The sequence below is a fragment of the Pseudomonas sp. PGPPP1 genome, from assembly GCF_002255865.1.
Classification (GTDB): domain Bacteria; phylum Pseudomonadota; class Gammaproteobacteria; order Pseudomonadales; family Pseudomonadaceae; genus Aquipseudomonas; species Aquipseudomonas cremoris.
Genome location: NZ_NKIG01000017.1, coordinates 16,477 through 34,899 on the forward strand (window position 1 = coordinate 16,477; position 18,423 = coordinate 34,899).

The following is an 18,423-nucleotide window of genomic DNA, read 5'->3' on the forward strand; positions in this document are numbered from 1 at the left end:
TTGCGAACATGACGCAAATTTCCGAACGCCTTCTGGTTCAAGCCCACCTCGACGCCAAGCAGCCCAAGGCCCTCAGCGCCGACGAAGAGGCGAGCCTGCGTGCCGCCATCGCCGCCGAGCTCAAGGCTCAAGACGCGGTGCTGGTTGCCCACTTCTACTGTGACCCGGTGATCCAGGCCCTGGCCGAGGAAACCGGCGGCTGTGTCTCCGACTCCCTGGAAATGGCCCGCTTCGGCGCCGCCCACCCGGCCAAGACCGTACTGGTCGCCGGCGTGCGTTTCATGGGCGAGACGGCCAAGATCCTCACCCCCGAAAAACGCATCCTCATGCCCACCCTGGAAGCCACGTGCTCCCTGGACCTGGGCTGCCCGGTGGATGAGTTTTCGGCGTTTTGCGACCAGCATCCCGAGCGTACTGTGGTGGTGTATGCCAACACCTCGGCGGCGGTCAAAGCCCGGGCAGATTGGGTGGTGACTTCCAGCTGTGCGCTGGAAATCGTCGAAAGCCTGATGGACAACGGCGAGACCATCATCTGGGGCCCGGACAAGCACCTGGGCACCTACATCCAGCGCCAGACCGGTGCCGACATGCTGCTGTGGGACGGTGCGTGCATCGTTCACGAAGAGTTCAAGTCCAAGCAGCTCGAAGACATGAAGGCGCTGTACCCGGACGCCGCGATCCTGGTTCACCCCGAGTCCCCGACATCGGTGATCGAACTGGCGGACGCCGTAGGCTCCACCAGCCAACTGATTGCCGCTGCACAGCGCTTGCCGAACAAGACCTTTATCGTGGCCACCGACCGCGGCATCTTCTACAAGATGCAGCAGCTGTGCCCGGACAAAGTCTTCGTCGAGGCGCCTACCGCCGGCAACGGCGCGGCGTGCCGCAGTTGCGCGCACTGCCCGTGGATGGCGATGAACACGCTGGAGCGCACGTTGCAGTGCCTGCGTGAGGGTAGCAACGAGATATTCGTCGAACCGTCGGTGATTCCGCAGGCGGTACGGCCGCTTAAGCGGATGTTGGATTTCACCCAGGCGGCGCGCCTCAAGTTGGCTGGCAACGCTTGACTTGAGGCTTGCTCATTAAAAAAATGTGGGAGCGGGCTTGCCTGCGATTGCGGTCTATCAGTCAATGTTGCAGTGACTGGACTGACGCTATCGCAGGCAAGCCAGCTCCCACACTGGTTTTGTTGCGTTCGAACCTACTTCTTTTGCTTCGGGATGCGCACCAACTGCGTATCCGAATAAATGTCATGCCAGCTGCGCTGCTTCTTATCAAACAGCGACCAGATAAACCCCAGCCCCACACACAACCACGACGCAATCGACACCACAAAGCGCAGCAACGCCTGCCATAGGCTGATGCGTGAGCCGTCGGCGTTCTGCACGCGCACGCCCCACACCTGCATGCCCAGGGTCTGCCCGGAGTGGGTCCAGAACTTGGCGAAGAAACCAAACAGCACGAAGAACAGAATCGTCGACAGCAATGGGTCGCCGTCCAGTGCGCCGGACTCGGTGAGGGTGCGCATCTTGGCTTCGCCCACGAAGGCGATCCACACCAGTTTGTAGATGAACGCGGTGACGATCAGCAGGGCAGTGCACAGCAGGAAGTCATAGAACATCGCTGCCAGGCGACGGCCCAGGCCAACGGCGGGAAATTCGCCTTGGGGGCTCAGCAGGGGTTTGGACATGGCAGGGGTCTCTGGAGAAAAACCCATAGTACGAAATAACGGGCACAAAAAAGCCCCTGATGTCATATCAGGGGCTTTTTGTCGCAGTCGGGATCAGCCTTCTGCTTGTACTTCGTCAGCCTGCATGCCTTTTTGGCCCTGCACGGCTTTGAAGGTGACCTTCTGGCCTTCTTTCAGGCTCTTGAAGCCATTGCCTTGAATAGCGCGGAAATGCACGAACAGATCCGGACCGCTTTCTGGAGTGATAAAACCAAACCCTTTCTCGTCGTTAAACCACTTGACGGTACCGCTCTGACGATCTGACATTTTCTTCTTTCCTTTGACGCTAAAAATTAATGACAGTCTCTTTCACATGAAAGAGTACTGGGCTGGGTTGCAGGAAAGTAAGAGACGTCGAACGGGTTGTAGCACAACTACTTCAGCTACTGCCCAGGTCCAGGTTCAAAGCGACCCATGCAAACACAGTCAGCAAACTCTACGCCAACTAAAGGAGAAAAAACAAGTCCTGCCAAAAGCCCAGGTTTTGCTCGGCTTCATGACACTTCGGTCAACAATCAGAATCTGACTTATTCGATAGCGTTGATCTTTGGTTATAGGTTAATTCGTTAAACAATGACTATCGTCAATGCACTGTTTTATGGCGGTTGCGTTACAGTTTAGTGCGCGTAACGCAACCGCGTTACTTATTGGAACAGTCAATCAGCCGCGATAGTAACGTTGCGGTACAAATGGCATTTTACTTACACGAAGTGGCACCTTTTTCCCACGTACCAGCGCTGACACTTCGGTATCCAGCGCGATAAACGCGCTGTCCAGGTAACCCATGGCCAACGGGCCACCCAGGGTCGGGCCAAAGCCACCGCTGCATACGGTGCCGATCACGGTGCCGTGCTCGTCGACAATCTCTGCGCCTTCACGCACTGGGGTGCGCTCTTGTGGCAGCAGGCCGACACGCTTGCGGCTCACACCGGCTTGCTGCTGGGTGAAGATGCGGTCGGCGCCCGGGAAGCCACCGGCACGTGCGCCGTCGGCGCGACGAGCCTTGGAGATCGCCCACAGCAGGCTGGCTTCAATGGGGGTGGTGTCGGCGTTCATGTCGTGGCCGTACAGGCACAGGCCGGCTTCCAGGCGCAGGGAGTCGCGGGCACCCAGGCCGATGGCGTGTACTTCAGTCTCGGCCAGCAGGCTGCGGGCCAGGCTTTCGGCGTTGGCCGCAGGCACGGAGATCTCAAAACCGTCTTCACCGGTGTAGCCCGAACGGCTGACATAGCAGTCCACACCCAGCAGGCGCAGGGTGGCGAACTGCATGAAGGTCATCTTTGTCACTTCCGGCGCCAGGCGTGCCAGCACCTTCACCGCCGCCGGGCCTTGCAGGGCCAGCAGGGCGCGTTCTTCGAACAGTGGTTCGATGCTGCATTGGTCGCCGATATGCTGACGCAAGTGGGTCAGGTCCTGGTCCTTGCAGGCGGCGTTGACCACCAGGAACAGCTCATCGTTACCCAGGTTGGCCACCATCAGGTCGTCGAGGATGCCGCCCTGGTCGTTGGTGAACATCGCGTAGCGCTGCATGCCTACCGGCAGGTCGATGATGTCGACGGGCACCAGGGTTTCCAGGGCCTTGGCGGCGTTGGCGCCGGTGAGGCGAATCTGGCCCATGTGGGACACGTCGAACAGCCCGGCCTGATCACGGGTGTGCAGGTGTTCCTTCATCACGCCCAGCGGGTATTGCACCGGCATGTCGTAGCCGGCGAAGGGCACCATGCGCGCGCCCAGCTCGATGTGCAGCGCATGCAATGGGGTTTTCAACAGGGTTTCGGTGGACATGTTCAGCTCCTGAAAAACGTGCTGGCGCGCCTTGGGGCGTCAGCACTCGATAATGTTGACCGCCAAACCGCCACGGGCGGTTTCCTTGTATTTGCTTTTCATATCGGCGCCGGTCTGGCGCATGGTGCGGATAACCTTGTCGAGGGACACGAAGTGCTGCCCGTCGCCGCGCAAGGCCATGCGCACCGCATTGATCGCTTTTACCGAGCCCATGGCATTGCGCTCGATGCACGGCACCTGCACCAGCCCGCCAATGGGGTCGCAGGTCAGGCCGAGGTTGTGTTCCATGCCGATCTCGGCGGCGTTCTCCACTTGGGAAACCGTACCGCCCAATACTTCACACAAGGCGCCAGCAGCCATGGAACAGGCCACGCCAACCTCGCCCTGGCAGCCGACTTCGGCACCGGAAATCGAGGCGTTTTCCTTGTACAGAATGCCGATGGCGGCGGCGGTGAGCAGGAAGCGCACCACGCCGTCTTCGTTCGCGCCGGGGATAAAACGCATGTAGTAATGCAGCACCGCCGGTACGATCCCGGCCGCACCATTGGTGGGCGCCGTGACCACGCGCCCGCCGTTGGCGTTTTCTTCATTGACGGCCAGGGCGTAGAGGTTGACCCAGTCCAGCACAGACAATGGATCACGCAGTGCCGATTCCGGGTGCTTGCACAGTTGCCGATGTAACGCAGCCGCACGCCGCTTGACCTTCAAGCCGCCGGGCAAAATCCCTTCATTGCGACAGCCCGCGTCCACGCAGTCCTGCATCACTTGCCAGATTTTCAGCAGCCCGGCGCGAGTTTCAGCCTCGGGGCGCCAGGCACTTTCGTTGGTCAACATGACTTGGCTGATGGACAGCCCGTAGGTAGTGCAATGGTTCAACAAGTCCTTGCCGTGTTTGAACGGGAAGGTCAGCGGCGTGGCATCTTCGACAATGCGGTCGGCGCCTGCTGCGTCTTCATCCACCACAAAACCACCGCCCACCGAATAGTACTCGCGGCTGCGGATTTGAATGTTGGCGGCGTCGAAGGCACGAAAGATCATGCCGTTGGGATGGTAGGCGAGGGGCTTGCGAATCATCGCCAGGTGTTCTTTCTCGTTGAACGCAATGCTGTGTTCGCCGAGCAAATTCAGGCGGCCGTCCTTGCGCATTTGCGCCAGGCGCGTGGCCACGGTTTCGGTATTCACGGTGTCCGGGTGTTCGCCTTCCAGGCCCAGCAACACGGCCTTGTCGCTGCCGTGGCCTTTGCCAGTGGCGCCCAGCGATCCGTAAAGCTCCACCTTGACGCAGGTGGTGGTGCCCAGCAGGTTGTCACGCTTGAGGCCCTCGACGAATCGAGCGGCGGCGCGCATCGGGCCAACGGTGTGGGAACTGGAGGGGCCGATGCCAATCTTGAACAGGTCGAACACGCTTAAAGACATGAGTTGTTCTCCGGTTTCTTATTATTCTTGAAGTCGAACCCTGGTCAGGGTGGGAGCTGGCTTGCCTGCGATAGCATCACCCTGGTCTACCTGATAGACCGAGGTGCCTGCATCGCAGGCAAGCCAGCTCCCACACAAGCCAGCTCCCACATTTGACCGCGTTATGCGTAGCTCTCGATCGACGGGCACGCGCACACCAGGTTGCGATCACCAAACACATTGTCGACCCGGCCAACCGGCGGCCAGTATTTGCCTTCGATCAACGATGGCACCGGGTACACCGCTTGCTCGCGGGTGTACGGATGGGTCCACTCGCTCACCAATTCAGCGGCGGTGTGTGGCGCGTTTTTCAATGGGTTGTCGTCCTTGTCCAGCGTGCCGTTTTCCACCGCGCGGATTTCTTCGCGGATGGCGATCATCGCGTTGCAGAAGCGGTCCAGTTCTTCCTTGGATTCGCTTTCGGTCGGCTCGATCATCAAGGTGCCGGCCACCGGGAACGACATGGTCGGCGCATGGAAACCGAAGTCGATCAGGCGCTTGGCCACGTCATCCACGCTGATGCCGCTGCTGTCCTTGAGTGGGCGCAGATCCAGGATGCATTCATGCGCCACCAGGCCGTTGCTGCCGGTGTAGAGCACGGGGTAGTGCTCTTCCAGGCGACGGGAAATGTAGTTGGCATTCAGGATCGCCAGCTGCGAAGCGCGCTTGAGGCCTGCGCCGCCCATCATGCTGATGTACATCCAGGTGATCGGCAAAATGCTCGCGCTGCCGAACGGTGCCGCACACACCGCGCCTTCCTTGCGTTCCATGGCCGCGTGGCCCGGCAGGAACGGCGTGAGGTGCGACTTGACGCCAATCGGGCCAACGCCCGGGCCGCCACCGCCGTGGGGGATGCAGAAGGTCTTGTGCAGGTTCAGGTGGGAAACGTCGCCACCGAACTTGCCCGGTGCGCACAGGCCGACCATGGCGTTCATGTTGGCGCCGTCGATGTACACCTGGCCGCCGTTGTCGTGAATGATGCCGCAGATTTCGCGGATGCCTTCTTCGAACACACCGTGGGTGGACGGGTAGGTGATCATCAGCGCGGCGAGATGATCGCGGTGCTCGATGGCCTTGGCGCGCAGGTCTTCGATGTCGACGTTGCCACGGGCATCGCACGCGGTGACCACCACGCGCATGCCGGCCATGTTGGCGGTGGCCGGGTTGGTGCCGTGGGCCGACGAAGGGATCAGGCAGATGTCGCGACGTTCATCGCCACGGCTCTGGTGATAGGCACGGATCGCCAACAGGCCTGCGTACTCGCCTTGGGAGCCGGCGTTCGGTTGCAGGGAGATCGCGTCGTAGCCGGTGGCCGCGCAGAGCATGGCTTCCAGGTCGGAGGTCAGCTCCAGGTAACCGGCGCTTTGCTCGGCCGGAGCGAACGGGTGCAGGGCGCCGAATTCGGCCCAGGTCACCGGGATCATTTCGCTGGCGGCGTTGAGCTTCATGGTGCACGAGCCCAGCGGGATCATGGTGCGGTCCAGTGCCAGGTCCTTGTCGGCCAGCTTGCGCAGGTAGCGCATCAGCTCGGTTTCGGAGTGATAACGGTTGAACACCGGGTGGCTGAGCACAGGCGACTGGCGCAGCAGCGCGGCCGGCAGGGTGGCGTCTACCTTGGCGGCGAAGTCCGGCAGGGCTTTGTCGCCTGCAAAGATCGCCCACAGGGTTTCGATATCGGCCTGGGTGGTGGTTTCGTCCACCGACACACCAACACGCTCACTGTCTACCACACGCAGGTTGATGCGCTGGGCGCGAGCCTTGTCGTGCAGGGCGGCGGTGTTGGCACCGGTGTTGAGGGTGATGGTGTCGAAAAAGTTTTCTTGCTCGACCTTGAAGCCCAGGGTCGTCAGGCCGTTGGCCAGGATCGCGGTGAGTTGGTGCACACGCTGGGCGATCTGGGTCAGGCCTTTGGGGCCGTGGTACACGGCGTACATGCTGGCGATGTTGGCCAGCAGTACCTGAGCGGTGCAGATGTTCGACGTGGCTTTTTCGCGACGGATATGTTGCTCGCGGGTTTGCATGGCCAGGCGCAGGGCCGGCTTGCCGAAACGGTCGACAGACACACCCACCAGACGGCCCGGCATGTCGCGCTTGAACGCATCCTTGGTGGAGAAGTACGCCGCGTGCGGGCCACCAAAGCCCAGCGGTACGCCGAAGCGTTGTGCGCTGCCGATGGCCACGTCGGCACCGAATTCACCCGGTGGGGTCAGCAGGGTCAGGGCCAGCAGGTCTGCGGCCACGGCCACCAGGGCGTTGGCAGCGTGGAAACGTTCGGTCAATGCGCGGTAGTCGAATACATCACCGTTGCTGGCCGGGTATTGCAGCAGGGCGCCGAAGAACGGGCTGACGTCGGTCAACTCGCGTTCATCGCCCACGACTACGTCAATGCCCAGCGGCTCGGCACGGGTGCGCAGTACGTCGAGGGTTTGCGGGTGGCTGTGGACCGAGGCGAAGAAGGCGTTGCTGCCCTTGTTCTTGCTCAGGCGTTTGCAGAAGGTCATGGCCTCGGCAGCGGCGGTGGCTTCGTCGAGCAGGGAAGCGTTGGCGATCGGCAGGCCAGTGAGGTCGCTGATCAGGGTCTGGAAGTTCAGCAGCGCTTCCAGGCGGCCTTGGGAAATTTCTGGTTGGTACGGGGTGTAGGCGGTGTACCAGGCTGGGTTTTCCAGCAGGTTGCGCAGGATCGGCGACGGCGTGTGGCAGTTGTAGTAGCCCTGGCCGATGTAGGTCTTGAACAGTTGGTTCTTGTCAGCGATGGCCTTGATCTTGGCCAGGGCCTCGGCTTCGCTCAGGCCGTCTTCCAGGCCGAGCACGCTGGTGCCCTTGATGCTTTCCGGGATCACGCTGGCGCTCAGGGCTTCCAGGGAATCGAAACCCAGGCTGGCGAGCATCTGCTGCTCATCTTCCTGGCGCGGGCCGATGTGGCGGGCGATGAATTCGTTGGCGGTGCTGATGTTGATCGACATGGCGCGCTCCTCAGGCTTCAGCGTTGGCTTTGATCAGGCGGTCGTACGCGTCCTGATCCAACAGTTTAGCTACCGCCTCGGCATCGGCTGGTTTAAAGCGGAAGAACCAGCCTTCGCCCATCGGGTCTTCGTTGACCAGTTCCGGGCTGTCGCTGAGCTTGTCGTTCACTTCCAGCACTTCGCCGGTCAGGGGCATGTATACGCCGCTGGCGGCTTTCACCGATTCCACGGTGGACGCTTCGGCGCCCTTGTCGTAGGCCTGCAACTCTGGCAGTTGCACGAAAACCACATCACCCAGCGCGTTCTGCGCGAAAGCGGTGATACCCACGGTGACGCTGCCGTCAGCTTCGGCGCGCAGCCATTCGTGATCTTCAGTGAAACGCAACTCGCTCATGGAAACTCCTCGGGGCCAGATTCGTCTGGTGGACGGAATAATGGGGAGTTGCTTAGCAAAATCGCGGCCAAGGTTGTTAAACCCTTTTAAATCAATGGTTTGGTGAAAATGGTTATAGGCTTATGCCCAAGGGCTGTAGCGATTTCGCTACAGTTGAGCGCGCGAAAAAAAGCCTATGTGGATCAAAGCCTTGCATGGCGCGCAAAAAACAGGGGTGTAGCGATATCGTTACGCTGTAGCGCTTTCAGTACACAGAATGTCGTTCTCAGACCAAAATTTGCAATGCGATCCCTGTGGGAGCTGGCTTGCCTGCGATAGCATCGCCTCGGTGCAACTGATACACCGAGTAGCCTGCATCGCAGGCAAGCCAGCTCCCACATGTGGACCGCGTTTTGTCAGTCAGGGCTTGTTGGGAATGCCGTACTTGCGCAGGCGATGGGCGATGGCCGTGTGTGACGTTTGCAAGCGGCTGGCCAGTTGGCGAGTCGAGGGGTAGCTGGTGTAGAGCTTTTCCAGCAGGCTGCGTTCGAAGTCTTCCACGGCCTGTTCCAGGCTATCGACTTCGTTGTCGCTTTGGCGCGCCACCGAGGTGCCGGCGATGTCCAGGTCGCCGATGTCCACCAGGTTGCTTTCGCAGATCGCGGCGGCGCGGAAGATCACGTTTTGCAATTGCCGCACATTGCCCGGCCAAGGGTTGCCCAGTAGCGCGGGATAAGTGCCCGGCGCCAGGCGGCAGACCGGGCGCTGGATCTGCGCGCAGGCTTGCTGCATGAAATAGCGGGCCAACAGCAGGATGTCCTGGCCACGTTGACGCAGGGGCGGCACTTCGACGTTCAGCACGTTGAGGCGGTAGAACAAGTCTTCGCGGAAGGTGCCTTCGCTGACCATCTTTTCCAGGTCGCGGTGGGTAGCGCTGAGGATGCGCACATTGACCTTCACTTCACGGTCGCCACCGACGCGGCGGAAGCTGCCGTCATTGAGAAAACGCAGCAGCTTGGCCTGCAGATACGGCGACATCTCACCGATCTCATCGAGGAACACCGTGCCTTGGTTGGCCAACTCCATCAGCCCCGGCTTGCCGCCGCGTTGGGCGCCGGTGAACGCGCCGGGTGCATAACCGAACAACTCGCTTTCGGCGAGGTTCTCTGGCAACGCCGCGCAGTTCAACGCCAGGAACGGCGCACTGTGGCGTGCACTGATGGCATGGCAGGCCCGCGCGACCAGCTCTTTACCGGTGCCGGTTTCGCCTTGAATCAACAGCGGCGCATCCAGCGCGGCTACCCGTTGCGCACGCGCCTTGAGGGTGCGGATCACGGGGGATTCGCCCAGCAGCGCATCAAACCCTTCGGCATGGTCGTGGTGCAGCGCCGACAGTTGTTCGCCGATGCGGTTGGGTGGGTACAAGGTCAGCAGGGCGCCGGCGTCGGTGATCGGCGTAGCGTCCAACAGCAAGGTCTGGCCATTGACGCTGATCTCGCGCAGCGGCAGGCGAAAACCCTGGTCCAGCAAGGTGTCCAGCAGCGCCGGGTCGTTGAACAGTTCGCTGATGCTTTCCCCGGCCGGTTCGCGACCGTACAGCGCGATCAGCGCCGGGTTGGCCAGCAGGATCTTGCCCGCGCTGTCCAGCGCCAGCACCGGGTCGGTCATCGCGGCCAGCAGGGCGTCGAGTTGCAGATGACGGCGTTGGCCGGGGAGGATGTCGACCACCGTCACCGCTTGCACGCCGTGCACGCTGAACAGTGCGTCGCGCAGCTCTTCGAGCACGTCGGCACTCAGGGTTGGCGCGTCGATATAGACGTTGGGCGGCACCATTTCCACCGCATCCAGGTTGAGATTGCGCCCACCGAGCAGGGCCAGGACTTCCTGGGTGATGCCGACGCGGTCGATGAAGCTGACGTGGATACGCATGGGATGGGTGGCGATTCTGCAGAGCGAGAGGTGGCAAGTATGCCTGACAGGTGGTGGAGATCAAAAATGTGGGAGCTGGCTTGCCTGCGATGGCGGTGGGTCAGTCACTCTAGTGTTGACTGATAGTCCGCTATCGCAGGCAAGCCAGCTCCCACATTTGTCCTGTTTTGCCTGTGAGAAAAGGGTTAGGCCAAGTGCTCAGGCTTGATCGGATCGCCTGATTTCACATCCAACTGATGCCGCACATCCTCGAACATCAAGTCGTACTGCTTGTGCATCGAGCCGTTGAGCACTGCAATTTTCGGCATGCCGTACTTCTGCGCGATGTTCATCGCATGCCGTGCAAAGTCGAACGCCTGATCCTTGGGTAAAAAGAACTCTTCCTTGAGGTCCTTGCCCTGTACCGAACCATGCAGTTTGAAGAGCATTCCCTTGCCTTCCTTGGGGTCCTGGCTGACTTCGTAGTCGATGCACAGGTTGTAGCTGTAGTCCTGGGCGTTAAGCGCATGACGTTCGACGTGCAAGTGTCCCGGTTCAAAGGTGGCCATAGGCGTCTCTCCTCGACTTTACAGATAGGTGATGCCAGGTTTTGCCGTGCTGATGCGCGTGCCGGCGCTGCCCTGGACGATGGCTTCGATGTCCGAGAGTGAACCGATGACTGCCGTTTTGCCAGTCTTGCGGGCGAACTCGCAGGCGGCTTGCACCTTGGGGCCCATGGAGCCGGCGGCGAAGCCGAGTTTTTCGATTTCGTCCGGGTGAGCCTGGCCGATGGCCTTTTGGGTGGGCTTGCCGTAGTCGATAAAGGCGGCGTTGACGTCGGTGGCAATCACCAGCAAATCGGCGTCCAGTTGGGCTGCCAGCAGCGACGAACACAGGTCCTTGTCGATCACGGCCTCGATGCCTTTGAGCTTGCCGTCTTCGCCGTACATGGTCGGGATGCCGCCACCGCCGGCGCAGATCACGATGCTGCTTTTTTCCAGCAGCCACTTGATCGGGCGGATTTCAAAGATGCGTTTTGGCCGAGGGCTGGCAACGACGCGGCGGTATTTATCGCCGTCCGGGGCAATGGCCCAGCCTTTTTCTGCGGCGAGTTTTTCCGCTTCGGCCTTGGAGTAGACCGGGCCGATAGGCTTGGTGGGGTTCTTGAAGGCGGGGTCGTTGGCGTCCACTTCGACTTGGGTGAGCAGGGTGGCGAACGGCACTTCGAAATCCAGCAGGTTGCCCAACTCTTGTTCGATGATGTAGCCGATCATGCCTTCTGTTTCGGCGCCGAGCACGTCCAGCGGGTAAGGCGACACCTGGGTGTAGGCCGCCGCTTGCAATGACAGCAGGCCGACTTGCGGACCATTGCCGTGGGCGATCACCAGTTCGTTGCCAGGGTGGATCTTGGCGATCTGTTCGGTGGCAATCCGGATATTGGCGCGTTGGTTGTCCGCTGTCATGGGTTCACCACGGCGGAGCAGGGCGTTACCGCCCAGTGCAACGACGATACGCATACAGAGTGTCCTTCTGAAATTCATCGTTGTGAACACAGGACCAATGTGGGAGCGGGCTTGCTCGCGAAAGCGGTGTATCAGTTGATACATGTGCTGACTGACACACCGCATTCGCGAGCAAGCCCGCTCCCACAGTTGACTGCATTCCTTCAGTTACAAATCGGCGAGGGTCGAGACCAAAATCGCCTTGATGGTATGCATGCGGTTTTCCGCCTGCTCAAAGGCGATACACGCCGGCGACTCGAACACGTCGTCCGTCACTTCAATGCCATTGGCTAGGTGCGGATACTGCTCGGCGATCTGTTTGCCGACCTTGGTATCGCTGTTGTGGAACGCCGGCAGGCAGTGCATGAACTTGGTGCGCGGGTTGCCGGTGGCTTTCATCAGCTCGGCGTTCACTTGGTACGGCAGCAGTTGCTCGATCCGCTCGGCCCAGGCTTCCACCGGTTCGCCCATCGATACCCACACGTCGGTGTGGATGAAGTCCACGCCTTTGACCGCCGCTTTCGGGTCTTCGGTGAGGGTGATGCGCGCGCCGCTTTCTTCCGCGTATTTTTTGCAACGGCCCACCAGGTCATCGTGAGGCCACAGGGCTTTTGGCGCGCAGATGCGCACGTCCATGCCGAGCTTGGAACCCACCAGCAGCAGCGAGTTACCCATGTTATTGCGCGCATCGCCCAGGTAGGCGTAGCTGATGTCGTGGATCGGCTTGTCGGCGTGTTCACGCATGGTCAGCACGTCGGCGATCATCTGGGTGGGATGATATTCATCGGTCAGGCCGTTGAACACCGGCACGCCAGCGAACTTGGCGAGTTCCTCGACGATCTCCTGCTTGAAGCCACGGTATTCGATAGCGTCGTACATACGCCCAAGTACGCGGGCGGTGTCTTTCATGCTTTCTTTGTGGCCGATCTGCGAGGAGCCCGGGTCGATATAGGTGACGTTGGCGCCCTGGTCATAGGCCGCGACTTCGAAGGCGCAACGGGTGCGGGTCGAGGTTTTTTCGAAGATCAGCGCAATGTTGTTGCCCTTGAGGTGCTGCTGTTCGGTGCCGGTGTACTTGGCACGCTTGAGGTCGCGGGACAGGTCGAGCAGGTAGCGCAGCTCGCGCGGGGTGTGGTGTTCCAGGCTGAGCAGGCTGCGGTTGTGGATGTTGAACGCCATGATGATTCTCCTTGGATTCGGTAATCGGCCCGGTCGGCTTCGGGTGGAAGCCGCCGGGTGGATGGTCGCTTAGTAGTCGATAGGGTCGCGGATGATCGGGCAGGTCATGCAGTGGCCGCCGCCACGGCCACGGCCGAGTTCACCGGCGCTGATGGTGATCACTTCCACGCCGGCCTTGCGCAGCAGGGTGTTGGTGTAGGTGTTGCGGTCGTAACCGATCACCACGCCAGGCTCCACGGCCACCACGTTGTTGCCGTCGTCCCACTGCTCGCGCTCGGCGGCAAACGCATTGCCGCCGGTTTCTACTACGCGCAGGGCCTTGAGGCCGAGGGCGGCGGCGACGGTGTCGAGGAAGTTGGTTTTCTCGCGTTGGATGTCGATGCCGTGCGGCTTGCTTTCGTCAGGGCGCAGGGTGAACGCGACGATCTGGTTGACCACTTCGGGGAAGATGGTCACGAGGTCGCGGTCGCAGAAGCTGAACACGGTGTCCAGGTGCATCGCGGCGCGGGATTTCGGCAGGCCGGCGACGATCACCTTCTCTACTGCCTTGTTCTTGAACAGGTTGCGTGCCAATTGGCCGATCGCCTGGTGGGACGAGCGTTCACCCATGCCGATCAACACCACGCCATTGCCAATCGGCATCACGTCACCGCCTTCCAGGGTGGAGGCGCCGTGTTCCTGGTCGGGGTCGCCGTACCAGATCTGGAAGTCAGCGTTGGTGAACTCCGGGTGGAATTTGTAGATGGCTGTGGTCAGCAGGGTTTCCTGGCGTCGCGCCGGCCAGTACATCGGGTTCAGCGTTACGCCGCCGTAGATCCAGCAGGTGGTGTCACGGGTGAACTGGGTGTTCGGCAGCGGCGGCAGGATGAAGCTGGCGTGGCCGAGGAAGTCACGGAACATCTCGATGGCCTTGCCGCCGAATTGGCTCGGCAGGTCATCGGCCGATACACCACCGATCAGGAACTCGGCGGTCTTGCGGGGTTCCAGGCTGCGCAGCCAGGAGCTGACTTCGTTGACCAGGCCCAGGCCAACCGTGTTGGCAGTGATCTTGCGCTCCAGGATCCAGTCCAGTGCTTCAGGGATGGCGACAATGTCGGTGAGCAGGTTGTGCATTTCCAGCACATCAATATCCCGCTCGCGCATCTTGGTCACGAAGTCGAAATGGTCGCGCTTGGCCTGGGCCACCCACAGCACATCATCGAACAGCAGTTCATCGCAGTTGTTGGGCGTCAGCCGCTGGTGGGCCAAGCCTGGGGAGCACACCATGACTTTGCGCAGTTTGCCGGCTTCGGAATGTACGCCGTACTTCACTTTTTCCGTGGTCATTACAGATCCTCCAATAAACACAAGTTACAAGGTCAGGAAACCGTCGTAGAGTCCATAGGCCGCCACCAGGGCGCCAATGACCACTGCGGCGAAAATCAGCTTCTCGACGTTGGTGAAAATCGGTTTGCCCAGTTCACGCTTGGCCTTGGCGAACAGGATCGCGCCGGGGGCGTAGAGCAGGGCGGAGAGCAGCAGGTACTTGGTGCCACCGGCATAGAGCAGCCAGATCGCATAGATCAGAGCGATGGCGCCGATGAACAGGTCTTTCTTACGCTCGGCCAACGCGGCTTCGTAGGTTTCACCACGCACCGCCAGCAACAGGGCGTAGGCCGCCGACCACAGGTAAGGCACCAGGATCATCGAGGTGGCGAGGTAGATCAGCGACAGGTAAGTGCTGGCCGAGAACAGCGTGATCACCAGGAACAGCTGCACCATGGCGTTGGTCAGCCACAGGGCGTTGACCGGCACGTGGTTGGCGTTCTCCTTGCGCAGGAATTCCGGCATGGTGTGGTCCTTGGCGGCGGCGAACATGATCTCCGCACACAGCAGCACCCACGACAGCAGCGCACCCAGCAAGGAAATGATCAAGCCGACGCTGATCAGCACTGCACCCCAGTGGCCCACTACGTGTTCCAGCACGGCAGCCATCGACGGGTTTTGCAGCTTGGCCAGTTCCGGTTGGGTCATGATCCCCAGGGACAGCACGTTCACCAGCATCAGGAACAGCAGCACGGTGATAAAGCCGATGACTGTGGCTTTACCCACGTCGGAGCGTTTCTCCGCGCGGGACGAGAAGATGCTGGCGCCCTCGATACCGATGAACACCCACACGGTGACCAGCATCATGTTGCGCACCTGGTTCATCACACTGCCCAGGTCCGGGTTTTTCACGCCCCAGATGTCAGCGGTGAAGATCTCCAGCTTGAACGCGAACAGCGCGATCAACACGAACAGCACCAGTGGCACGACCTTGGCGACGGTGGTCACCAGGTTGATGAATGCCGCTTCCTTGATCCCGCGCAGCACCAGGAAGTGCACGGCCCACAGCAGTACCGACGCACCAATCACGGCCGCCGGCGTGTTGCCTTCGCCAAAGATCGGAAAGAAGTAACCGAGGGTGCTGAACAGCAAAACGAAGTAACCGACGTTGCCCAGCCAGGCACTGATCCAGTAGCCCCAGGCCGATGAGAAGCCCATGTAATCACCGAAGCCGGCCTTGGCGTAGGCGTAGACGCCGCCATCGAGGTCGGGCTTGCGGTTGGCGAGGGTCTGGAACACGAAAGCGAGGGTCAACATGCCGATGGCGGTAATGACCCAACCAATCAATACCGCGCCAACATCGGCGCTGGCCGCCATGTTTTGTGGCAGTGAGAAGATCCCGCCACCAATCATCGAGCCCACGACAAGTGCAACCAGTGCACCAAGCCTAAGTTTTCCGGGAGTTTCAGACATTGCGTGACTCCAATGCAGGAGAAGAGAGACCACAGAATAATTCTGTGCGCTATTCAAACAGCTGACTCAGATCACTTCATTGGCACATTCCATTGTGAATTAATGACTTAGGTTGAAAACTTGTGGCCGATGGATATCCTCTGAAAGGCGCTTGCCAGAGCGCTCTCTCAATTTGGGGTTAATCATTTAGTCGGGGCTATGGACGTTTGAAGCTAGCCCGTTTTTTCGGATGTGCAAACTTTTTGAACAATGTTTCACCAAAGCGCTATAAGGGCAGGGACAGGGCAGTATTTAAAATCTAAATAAGCCTAAACTTTATAAACTGACAGACCTTTAGGTTATGAGCGTGCCTGTTTTATCGCCTTCTCTAATAAACGCTACACTCGATGAGTTAATTAGTTGAGTGCACAGTTGTCGGCTCAAATTGTTATTTATCCAGGAGTCTCCATGTCCCAACCCGCCCAGAAGCTTCGACTCAGCGCCTTGATCGCCCTGGTAGTGGGGTCGATGATCGGCGGGGGAATTTTTTCCCTGCCGCAGAACATGGCCGCACGTGCCGAGGTGGGCGCGGTACTGATTGGCTGGGGGATCACTGCCGTGGGCATGCTGACGCTGGCGTTTGTGTTCCAGACCCTGGCGAATCGCAAGCCCGAATTGGATTCCGGTGTGTATGCCTATGCCAAGGCGGGCTTTGGCGACTACATGGGTTTCTCATCGGCCTGGGGTTATTGGATCAGTGCATGGATGGGCAACGTCGGTTACTTCGTGTTGCTATTTAGTACGCTCGGCTACTTTTTCCCGGTGTTCGGCCAGGGCAATACGCCTGTGGCAATCGTCTGCGCGTCGCTGCTGTTGTGGGCCGTGCATTTTCTGGTGATGCGCGGAATCAAGGAGGCGGCGTTCATCAACCAGGTCACCACTGTGGCGAAGATCGTGCCGCTGCTGATGTTTATCGTGATCGCCGCCGTGGCGTTCAAGGCCGATATCTTCACGCGTGATATCTGGGGCCTGGGCAATCCGAACATGGGCAGCGTGGTGGACCAGGTGCGCCATATGATGTTGGTCACCGTCTTCGTGTTTATCGGCATCGAGGGGGCCAGTGTCTATTCGGCGCGGGCCGAGAAACGTTCGGATGTGGGCCGCGCGACGGTGATCGGGTTTCTTGGCGTGCTGGCGTTGTTGGTGCTGGTGAATGTGCTGTCCCTGGGGGTCATGAGCCAGCCGGAGCTCGCGCAATTGCAAAACCCGTCCCTGGCGGGCGTGTTGGAACATATCGTCGGGCCATGGGGCGCGATGCTGATCAGCATTGGGCTTGCGGTGTCGTTGCTGGGGGCCTTGCTCTCATGGGCGCTGCTATGCGCCGAGATTCTCTACGCCACCGCCCACGACAAGACCATGCCCGCGTTTTTGAAGAAGGAAAATGCCAACCAGGTGCCGGTCAATGCCCTGTGGCTGACCAATGTGATGATCCAGGTGTTCCTGGTGATTACGCTGTTTTCGCAAAGCACCTACACCACGCTGATCTACCTCGCATCGTCGATGATTCTGGTGCCGTACCTGTGGTCGGCGGCGTACGCGGTGCTGTTGAGTGGGCGTGGCGAAACCTACGAAGGTGCGCCGCACCGGCGCATGAAGGACCTGCTGGTGGGCCTGATCGCCCTGGGTTACGCCGTGTGGTTGCTTTACGCGGGTGGCTTGAAATACTTGCTGCTGTCGGCGTTGTTGTATGCGCCGGGCGTGATCCTGTTTGCCCTGGCCAAGCGTGAGCAGGGCCAGCCCTTGTTTACCCACATGGAAAAAGGCATTTTCAGCTGCGTGGTCGCCGGCGCAGGGCTGGCGGCATATGGGTTGTACAGCGGGGTGTTGTCGTTGTGAGACTGGTATTTGCGCCGCCTTATGACTGGGCGGCGATGATCGGTTTTTTGTCTGCGCGGGCGATCAGTGGGTTGGAGACGGTCGAGGCTGACGTGTATCGGCGCAGCATCAGCGTGGGGCACCAGCATGGCTGGATCAGTGTGACACTGGGGACGGGCGATTGGCTGGATGTCGACGTTGAGTTTGCGAACCCAGCGGCCTTGCCCGAGATCGAGCGCCGGTTGCGCATGATGTTTGATCTGGACGCCCAGCCGCAGTTGATCAACCCACAGCTGGCGACGGACCCGTTGATGGCGCATTTGGTCGCAGCGCGTCCTGGCTTGCGCGTGCCCGGCACCTGGGACGGTCTGGAACTGGCGATTCGCGCGGTGCTGGGCCAGCAGATCACGGTGGCGGCGGCGATTCGCCTGGCGGGAAAATTGGTTGCGCAGTATGGCCAGCCGCTGCAAACGCCACATGCCGGTATCACCCATGTATTCCCGACCCCCGGGGTGCTGGCAGCGGCGGACCTGGCGACCCTGGGCATGCCCAAAGCGCGGGGCCGCACCTTGTCTGGCGTCGCCCAGGCGCTGCTGGATGATCCTCAATTGTTTGAACCCAAGGCCAGCCTCAAAGAGGGTGTGGCACGCTTGGTGGCATTGCCGGGGATTGGCGATTGGACGGCGCAGTACATCGCCATGCGCCAGATGCGCGAGGCGGATGCGTTTGCGTCGGGGGATATCGGCTTGATCAACGCGTTGGTGGCGTTGGAGGGCGGGCCGGTGTCGGCGCGGCAGCTGTTAGCGCGCGCCGAGGCGTGGCGGCCGTTGCGCGCGTATGCGGCGCAGCATTTGTGGACGTCGTTGCAGCGGGGAGATTGAGGGGGACTGTCAGGGC

The 18,423-nt window shown here is 60.4% G+C and carries 15 protein-coding genes; 3 read left to right on the top strand and 12 right to left on the bottom strand.

The annotated features are described in order from the left end of the window. Positions 1–8: 8 nt before the first annotated feature. Positions 9–1,067, top strand: coding sequence for a quinolinate synthase NadA (gene nadA, locus CFE47_RS18745; protein ID WP_135289433.1), 1,059 nt, complete (start codon positions 9–11; stop codon positions 1,065–1,067). A 134-nt stretch (positions 1,068–1,201) separates the two neighbouring features. Here the strand turns inward: nadA and CFE47_RS18750 are convergent, their stop codons facing one another. From CFE47_RS18750 to arcD (CFE47_RS18805), 12 genes are all read right to left on the bottom strand, one after another. Next, positions 1,202–1,690: an RDD family protein gene (locus CFE47_RS18750; protein WP_286839308.1), complete on the bottom strand. Its 489-nt coding sequence runs from the start codon at positions 1,688–1,690 to the stop codon at positions 1,202–1,204. Between the two features lie 93 nt (positions 1,691–1,783). Next, a complete protein-coding gene (locus CFE47_RS18755) occupies positions 1,784–1,996 on the bottom strand; it encodes a cold-shock protein (protein WP_034109143.1) in 213 nt (70 codons plus the stop codon). A 393-nt stretch (positions 1,997–2,389) separates the two neighbouring features. Further along, positions 2,390–3,514 carry a glycine cleavage system aminomethyltransferase GcvT gene (gene gcvT, locus CFE47_RS18760; RefSeq protein ID WP_286839310.1) on the bottom strand — a complete coding sequence of 375 codons (1,125 nt, stop codon included), beginning with the start codon at positions 3,512–3,514 and terminating at the stop codon, positions 2,390–2,392. Positions 3,515–3,553: 39 nt separating this feature from the next. Then, entirely contained in the window at positions 3,554–4,930 is a 1,377-nt protein-coding gene (locus CFE47_RS18765) for an L-serine ammonia-lyase (protein ID WP_286839311.1), read from the bottom strand. Positions 4,931–5,091: 161 nt separating this feature from the next. Beyond that, positions 5,092–7,932, bottom strand: a complete 2,841-nt coding sequence (gene gcvP, locus CFE47_RS18770) for an aminomethyl-transferring glycine dehydrogenase (RefSeq protein ID WP_286839314.1) — start codon at positions 7,930–7,932, stop codon at positions 5,092–5,094. A 10-nt stretch (positions 7,933–7,942) separates the two neighbouring features. Continuing rightward, positions 7,943–8,326 (bottom strand): glycine cleavage system protein GcvH, encoded by a 384-nt coding sequence (gcvH, locus tag CFE47_RS18775; protein ID WP_185708033.1) that lies wholly within the window; start codon positions 8,324–8,326, stop codon positions 7,943–7,945. A gap of 399 nt (positions 8,327–8,725) precedes the next feature. Then, positions 8,726–10,234: a transcriptional regulator GcsR gene (gene gcsR, locus CFE47_RS18780; protein WP_286839316.1), complete on the bottom strand. Its 1,509-nt coding sequence runs from the start codon at positions 10,232–10,234 to the stop codon at positions 8,726–8,728. A 185-nt stretch (positions 10,235–10,419) separates the two neighbouring features. Further along, positions 10,420–10,782, bottom strand: coding sequence for a DUF5064 family protein (locus CFE47_RS18785; RefSeq protein WP_286839319.1), 363 nt, complete (start codon positions 10,780–10,782; stop codon positions 10,420–10,422). Positions 10,783–10,800: 18 nt separating this feature from the next. Beyond that, positions 10,801–11,730, bottom strand: coding sequence for a carbamate kinase (gene arcC, locus CFE47_RS18790; protein ID WP_286839321.1), 930 nt, complete (start codon positions 11,728–11,730; stop codon positions 10,801–10,803). Positions 11,731–11,883: 153 nt separating this feature from the next. Beyond that, entirely contained in the window at positions 11,884–12,894 is a 1,011-nt protein-coding gene (locus tag CFE47_RS18795) for an ornithine carbamoyltransferase (RefSeq protein WP_185708027.1), read from the bottom strand. A gap of 69 nt (positions 12,895–12,963) precedes the next feature. Beyond that, positions 12,964–14,220 (bottom strand): arginine deiminase, encoded by a 1,257-nt coding sequence (gene arcA / locus CFE47_RS18800; RefSeq protein ID WP_185708025.1) that lies wholly within the window; start codon positions 14,218–14,220, stop codon positions 12,964–12,966. Positions 14,221–14,244: 24 nt separating this feature from the next. Continuing rightward, the gene (arcD, locus tag CFE47_RS18805; RefSeq protein WP_185708023.1) at positions 14,245–15,672 is read right to left on the bottom strand and encodes an arginine-ornithine antiporter; all 1,428 of its coding nucleotides are present in this window, start codon (positions 15,670–15,672) and stop codon (positions 14,245–14,247) included. Between the two features lie 447 nt (positions 15,673–16,119). Here arcD (CFE47_RS18805) and arcD (CFE47_RS18810) point away from each other — a divergent pair, with 447 nt between their 5' ends. Both arcD (CFE47_RS18810) and CFE47_RS18815 read left to right on the top strand, forming a co-directional pair. After that, positions 16,120–17,547 carry an arginine-ornithine antiporter gene (gene arcD / locus CFE47_RS18810; protein ID WP_185708021.1) on the top strand — a complete coding sequence of 476 codons (1,428 nt, stop codon included), beginning with the start codon at positions 16,120–16,122 and terminating at the stop codon, positions 17,545–17,547. Then, positions 17,544–18,407, top strand: coding sequence for a DNA-3-methyladenine glycosylase family protein (locus tag CFE47_RS18815; RefSeq protein ID WP_286839326.1), 864 nt, complete (start codon positions 17,544–17,546; stop codon positions 18,405–18,407). Before arcD (CFE47_RS18810) ends, CFE47_RS18815 begins: the two co-directional genes overlap by 4 nt. The last annotated feature ends 16 nt before the right edge of the window (positions 18,408–18,423 follow it).

Bases quoted from the DNA above. Each gene is read 5' to 3' on its own strand.
- nadA (WP_135289433.1), top strand. From the start codon at position 9: ATGACGCAAATTTCCGAACGCCTTCTGGTTCAAGCCCACCTCGACGCC.
- CFE47_RS18750 (WP_286839308.1), bottom strand. From the start codon at position 1,690: ATGTCCAAACCCCTGCTGAGCCCCCAAGGCGAATTTCCCGCCGTTGGC.
- CFE47_RS18755 (WP_034109143.1), bottom strand. From the start codon at position 1,996: ATGTCAGATCGTCAGAGCGGTACCGTCAAGTGGTTTAACGACGAGAAA.
- gcvT (WP_286839310.1), bottom strand. From the start codon at position 3,514: ATGTCCACCGAAACCCTGTTGAAAACCCCATTGCATGCGCTGCACATC.
- CFE47_RS18765 (WP_286839311.1), bottom strand. From the start codon at position 4,930: ATGTCTTTAAGCGTGTTCGACCTGTTCAAGATTGGCATCGGCCCCTCC.
- gcvP (WP_286839314.1), bottom strand. From the start codon at position 7,932: ATGTCGATCAACATCAGCACCGCCAACGAATTCATCGCCCGCCACATC.
- gcvH (WP_185708033.1), bottom strand. From the start codon at position 8,326: ATGAGCGAGTTGCGTTTCACTGAAGATCACGAATGGCTGCGCGCCGAA.
- gcsR (WP_286839316.1), bottom strand. From the start codon at position 10,234: ATGCGTATCCACGTCAGCTTCATCGACCGCGTCGGCATCACCCAGGAA.
- CFE47_RS18785 (WP_286839319.1), bottom strand. From the start codon at position 10,782: ATGGCCACCTTTGAACCGGGACACTTGCACGTCGAACGTCATGCGCTT.
- arcC (WP_286839321.1), bottom strand. From the start codon at position 11,730: ATGCGTATCGTCGTTGCACTGGGCGGTAACGCCCTGCTCCGCCGTGGT.
- CFE47_RS18795 (WP_185708027.1), bottom strand. From the start codon at position 12,894: ATGGCGTTCAACATCCACAACCGCAGCCTGCTCAGCCTGGAACACCAC.
- arcA (WP_185708025.1), bottom strand. From the start codon at position 14,220: ATGACCACGGAAAAAGTGAAGTACGGCGTACATTCCGAAGCCGGCAAA.
- arcD (WP_185708023.1), bottom strand. From the start codon at position 15,672: ATGTCTGAAACTCCCGGAAAACTTAGGCTTGGTGCACTGGTTGCACTT.
- arcD (WP_185708021.1), top strand. From the start codon at position 16,120: ATGTCCCAACCCGCCCAGAAGCTTCGACTCAGCGCCTTGATCGCCCTG.